General features: G+C 46.4%; 4 protein-coding genes. 2 read left to right on the forward strand and 2 right to left on the reverse strand.

The annotated features are described in order from the left end of the window. Window positions 1-77 precede the first annotated feature (77 nt). Window positions 78-1,094: a sulfate/molybdate ABC transporter ATP-binding protein gene (locus QUB11_RS30575; RefSeq protein ID WP_333057474.1), complete on the reverse strand. Its 1,017-nt coding sequence runs from the start codon at window positions 1,092-1,094 to the stop codon at window positions 78-80. Window positions 1,095-1,692: 598 nt separating this feature from the next. On the opposite strand from QUB11_RS30575, the gene argC reads away from it, so the two are divergent. After that, entirely contained in the window at window positions 1,693-2,751 is a 1,059-nt protein-coding gene (gene argC / locus QUB11_RS30580) for an N-acetyl-gamma-glutamyl-phosphate reductase (protein WP_333207435.1), read from the forward strand. Window positions 2,752-3,021: 270 nt separating this feature from the next. On the opposite strand, the gene eno is transcribed toward argC, so the two are convergent. Further along, window positions 3,022-4,302 (reverse strand): phosphopyruvate hydratase, encoded by a 1,281-nt coding sequence (gene eno, locus QUB11_RS30585; protein WP_445300799.1) that lies wholly within the window; start codon window positions 4,300-4,302, stop codon window positions 3,022-3,024. A 300-nt stretch (window positions 4,303-4,602) separates the two neighbouring features. On the opposite strand from eno, the gene QUB11_RS30590 reads away from it, so the two are divergent. Continuing rightward, complete coding sequence (locus QUB11_RS30590; protein ID WP_333207436.1) at window positions 4,603-5,508, forward strand: calcium-binding protein; 906 nt, start codon at window positions 4,603-4,605, stop codon at window positions 5,506-5,508. Window positions 5,509-5,630 lie beyond the last annotated feature (122 nt).

Raw genomic sequence — 5,630 nt, forward strand, 5'->3', positions numbered from 1 at the left:
CGCCCGTCCAAAAAAGACGGGCGGGACGCCCATCCCACAATAACAATTAAAATTGTAAGTTATTTAATTCGCGATCCTTAGATGGAATAAAAAAGTGGAAAGGACTTGGCATCTTTCGGCTTTACGAACACTCTTTGCTGGGGCTGCAAGTTCAAGCTATCGAATCTTTCTCTAGTCAAATTAGCGTTTACTACTTGACCATCATCTAAGGTTAATTCTACCTGTATTTCCCATCCCAAATGAATCAAGCGACTGATTCTTGCAGGCACTGTTGCACTATTTTCTGTAGTTTCAATTACTACGTCGTGAGGGCGCAAGAAAATCTCTGGGTTGGCTGAGTCAAAGCCGTTGTCTTGAAACATTCTGGAACTACTGGGCAATACATTGACTGGCCCGATAAAACTCATTACGAAGGCACTAGCGGGATGGTCGTAAATTTCTGCGGGTGTGCCGACTTGTTCGATTTTACCTTTATTCATTACTGTAATTCGATCGGCAACTTCCATCGCTTCTTCTTGATCGTGCGTCACAAAGACTGTGGTAACGTGAACTTCGTCGTGCAGTCGCCGCAACCAAGCACGCAAATCTTTGCGAACTTTGGCATCGAGAGCTCCAAAAGGTTCGTCTAGCAGTAACACTTTCGGTTCCACAGCCAGGGCTCTGGCGAGGGCCACCCGCTGCCGCTGGCCTCCTGAAAGTTGCGACGGGTATCTATCGCCCAATCCTGCCAATTGCACTAAATTCAACAATTCTTCTACCCGCGATTTGACTTTCGCGGGCGGTGTTTTCTGAATTTGCAGCCCGAAAGCGATGTTTTTTCGCACTGTCATGTGCTTGAATAGCGCGTAGTGCTGAAACACGAACCCAATTTTGCGGTCTTGGACGCTAGTATTGGTAGCATCTTGGCCTGTCAGCCAGATTTTGCCAGAGTCGGGCATTTCTAAACCCGCAATCAGTCGCAGCAGTGTAGACTTGCCGGAACCAGACGGGCCCAGCAATGCGACTAGGGAACCCGATTCAATTTCTAAGCTGACTCGATCGAGTGCTTGGAAACTGCCAAACTGTTTTGATACGTTTTCTACAACGATGCCCATAGGTAGGAAGGAAGAGGGAAGAGGGAAGAGGTTCGAGGCAGGATACAGGAAGCAAGAGGCAAGAGGCAAGAGGGAAAAATGTTAATCTCCGGTTTGTGGATGGGTTAATGTAAGTTTTTTTATAGCACGATCGCACATCAGTTTGTTAATTTTAGGGTTTTGGCGATCAGTCAGTCGATTTTAGATTTTAGATTTTAGATTTTAGATTTACTTGCAGCGCAGTGAATCTGGAAGATGGAACTTTGGTCTAAAATTTTGGGATCTCCAGGGCTTTGTATGGGTTTTGGGCGGGGTCAATCGATTTTAGATTTTAGATTTTAGATTTTAGATTAAATGATTGAAGCATTGACCCCACGGATAAATCCGGGGGCTTGTGTATTGGATACAGGTTTTTTATTTCTGGGTCCTGAGTCTGCGCGTTGGAATGAATCACGTGGCGGGTATCCTGGATGCTTTCGGTCAAACAGCGGAAAATTAACAAAAATGCACCTCCAAAACAAAACAACACAATTCTTTGCCACCAAAGTTGGCGTTTGGTACTACAATGCAGCAAAAGTTCAAGCGTTTTTGACTTCAACGGCTGAGGGGATAAAGGAAAATGGGAGATGTTGGACGTGTGCCTGTAGGAATTATCGGCGCTTCAGGGTACGGCGGCGTGCAACTTGTGCGACTGCTGGCGGACCACCCGGCGGCTGAAGTAGTTTATTTGGGCGGGGATAGCAGTGCAGGAAAACCTTATTCCAGCCTTTATCCGCACCTGACTAACTGCATTGATTTGACAGTCGAGGCGATCGACCTAGACAAAATAGCGGCAAAATGCGAAGTTGTGTTTCTGTCGCTGCCAAACGGTTTAGCTTGCAAAATGGCACCGACGCTGATAGAAAAAGGCTGCAAAGTCTTGGATTTGTCGGCTGACTACAGATTTGAAAATCTGGAAACTTACAAAGCTTGGTACGGGGGCGAGCGATCGGACTCTGCTTTAGCTGCAACGGCTGTTTACGGTTTGCCAGAATTGTACCGCGATCGAATTAAAGGCGCTCAGTTAGTAGGCTGTGCCGGCTGCTACGTCACTGCTAGTTTATTAGCCCTGGCACCTTTGCTCAAACAAGGTCTCATTGTGCCAGAAACAGCAATTATCGACGCCAAATCCGGTGCTTCGGGAGGGGGCCGCAAAGCCGAAGTTAATCTGTTGTTGGCTGAAGCAGAGGGTTCTCTAGGGGCTTACGGCGTTGGCCGCCACCGCCACACGCCAGAAATCGAGCAAATTTGCAGCGATTTAGCGGGACACGATATTAAAGTTCAGTTTACTCCTCACCTCATTCCGATGGTGCGCGGAATTCTGGCGACTGTGTACGCAACTTTGCGTGATCCGGGTTTGGTGCGGGAAGATTTAATCACAATTTTCAGCGCTTTTTACCGCAATTGTCCTTGGGTAAAAGTGTTACCGGCGGGAGTTTATCCACAAACAAAATGGGCTTGTGGCACAAATCTGTGTTACATCGGTGTGGAAGTCGATCCGCGTACTGACAGGGTGATTGTGCTATCGGCGATCGACAATTTAATTAAGGGACAAGCCGGTCAAGGCATCCAGTGCATGAACTTGATGATGGGTTGGGAAGAAACTTTGGGTTTGCCACAATTGGCTTTCTATCCTTAATTGGTAATTGGGCATTGGGCATTGGGCATTGGGCATGGGGCATTGGTGATGGGTGATGGGTGGGGGCGGGTTTACGAGATTGTTGGTTTTAGGCAATTATTTCTGGTAAAACCCGCCCCTACAGGATATAAATTGCCGATTCCCGATGCCCATCCGATTTTAGATTTCTGATTGTTAATTTTAGATTCAAGTTACTAATCAATTCTTCAATCTAAAATCTAAAATCTAAAATCTAAAATTGTCAGATGCCCAATTCCCAATTATCCAGTGTTATTTAGGCCCGTAACCGATCGATCCTGCATAAATTGCCCGATCGCCCAATTGGTCCTCAATCCGTAACAAACGGTTGTATTTAGCCACCCGTTCGCTGCGACACAAAGAACCAGTCTTGATTTGGCCGGCGCGAGTCGCTACCGCTAAATCGGCAATTGTGGTATCTTCAGTTTCACCGGAACGGTGGCTGATGACGGCTCGATAGCTGTTCCGTTTGCCGAGGTCGATCGTATCCAAAGTCTCAGTCAAAGAACCAATTTGATTCAGCTTAATCAAAATCGAATTGCTAGCTTTCAAATCAATTCCTTTTTGCAGCCGCGTGCGATTAGTAACAAACAAATCGTCACCAACCAATTGAACTTTGCTGCCCATTTTCTCAGTCAGTGCTACCCAACTGTGCCAATCGTCTTCATGCAAACCATCTTCAATAGAAACAATCGGATATTTTCCGGCCAAACCATCCAAATAATCGATTAATTCTGTCGGCGAATGAGCCACACCGTCGTAAGTGTACTGCCCATCTTTGTAAAATTCGCTAGCAGCAACATCCAAAGCCAAAGCAACTTGTTCACCCGGTTTATAGCCAGCTTTTTCAATAGCTGCAATCAACAAATCCAAAGCTGCTTGATTGGATTTAAGATTAGGCGCAAAACCACCTTCATCACCCACACCAGTCAGCAAACCCTCAGCTTTTAAGACTTTACTCAAGGATTCAAATACCTCTGCACCCCAGCGTAAAGCTTCTTTAAAAGAAGGCGCACCCACAGGGACAATCATAAATTCTTGAATGTCCACATTATTGTTAGCGTGAGAACCCCCGTTGATCACGTTCATCAGTGGTACGGGCAAAACGTTCGCCAAGGGCCCGCCCAAGTAGCGGTAAAGGGGGAGTCCTAAAGTCTCGGCGGCAGCCTTTGCTGTGGCTAAGGAGACTCCGAGAATGGCATTTGCGCCGAGGTTGGATTTGTTGGGGGAACCGTCCAAGTCAATCATGGTTTTGTCTACCAGTGCTTGGTCGATCGCATCTAGATTAGCCAAAGCGGGGGCAATTTTGTGTTCGACGTTAGCGACGGCTTTCAGGACGCCTTTACCGCCGTAACGGCTTTTGTCGTCGTCGCGGAGTTCGTGGGCTTCAAAAGAGCCTGTAGACGCACCGCTGGGGACTTGGGCGAGTCCGACAACACCGTTGGCTAGGTAAACTTCAGCTTCAATGGTGGGGCGGCCACGGGAGTCGAGGATTTCTCTGGCTTGAATAGATTCGATCGCAGTGTCTAGCATATTAATTATTCCGAACTTAACTCAAGGTTTCATGACAATTAGCATTCAGTTGGTTTTCCGCCACTGACTGCTAACGGGTAATAGAGTACGCGATCCCCAGAATTATTGGTACACAGTTCAAAATATTTGCGGATTTGGACGACCACATTAGTGTCAACAACTCTAGCTTATTGACACTAATTCCGGCAAATTTAACAATAATTTGATTGTTGTAACCCCAGATTCCCGCATATATCTTAATTGGAACCTTTGTTAAAATCAGAATGTCACCAAAGTCAATCAAAAAAGGAGAAACTTAGGATGTTAGAAACAAATCTCGGAGAAATTAGAGCATTAGCTGAAAATTCAGACCCAATTATTCCTGATCCCCCAAACATCAAATTACTCACAGGGCCATTGCCAAATCCAGCCAGCGACCCCAACTTTTTTGATTTAACTCCCAATGACGACGTAGTTCAATTAGCAAATGGAATTCTGCAGAATACTCCCGGAGGTTTGCGGGCCTTAGCTGGTAACGATTTTGTCAGAGGTTCAGGTGGTGCGGAACTGATGAACGGTAACAGCGGCACAGATACTTTAATCGGAGGTTGTGGCAGCGATACTATTCATGGCGGCCAAGATTTTGACATTCTTTATGGAGAATGTGGCAGCGATTTTGTCAGCGGAGATCAAGGTAATGACTACGTTTATGGAGGCACGGCCAATGACTTTATTCGCGGCGGTAAAGGGAGTGATGCTTTAGTAGGAGAAAGTGGAAACGATACTCTAATCGGTGATGCTGGAATTGATAGACTTTGGGGAAGTGAAGGCGCAGATTTGTTTTTCCTCCGCACAGAAGTGGGAGCAACTTCCGGGGAAATTGGTTCGCTTCAACCGCCGCCTAGTGGCAATTTTGATGTAGATGAAGTGCCTGCCGATTTTATTCTCGATTACAATCCGGCTGAAGGTGATGTAATTGGATTGGCGTCTGGATTGACGCGAGATGATATTGTTTTGAGCGAAAGGTTTTTAACAATTGGTGATGCCAGAGATTATGACAGCAGCGGGCCTTTTCCTCCGGGAATTCCTCGCACTGCTGATTTTAGAATTTTAAATACTAAGGCGACGGTGATTCGGGAAGCTAGCAGCGGCAATATCTTGGCTTTGGTGAAGGATGTTTCGCCGGATCAACTTCAGTTTATATCTATATCGGAGGCGACGCTCTAGGTTAATTCAAATCGGTACATATTGCTGCTAAGGAATGAGAATTAAATAACTTCCACTCTTGAAAGTGGGATGGGCGTCCCGCCCGTCCCAAAAAGACGGGCGGGACGCCCATCCCACAATAA

This window comes from Microcoleus sp. B6-A1, assembly GCF_036705085.1.
Taxonomy (GTDB): Bacteria; Cyanobacteriota; Cyanobacteriia; order Cyanobacteriales; family Microcoleaceae; genus Microcoleus.

Bases quoted from the DNA above. Each gene is read 5' to 3' on its own strand.
- QUB11_RS30575 (WP_333057474.1), bottom strand. From the start codon at position 1,094: ATGGGCATCGTTGTAGAAAACGTATCAAAACAGTTTGGCAGTTTCCAA.
- argC (WP_333207435.1), top strand. From the start codon at position 1,693: ATGGGAGATGTTGGACGTGTGCCTGTAGGAATTATCGGCGCTTCAGGG.
- eno (WP_445300799.1), bottom strand. From the start codon at position 4,302: ATGCTAGACACTGCGATCGAATCTATTCAAGCCAGAGAAATCCTCGAC.
- QUB11_RS30590 (WP_333207436.1), top strand. From the start codon at position 4,603: ATGTTAGAAACAAATCTCGGAGAAATTAGAGCATTAGCTGAAAATTCA.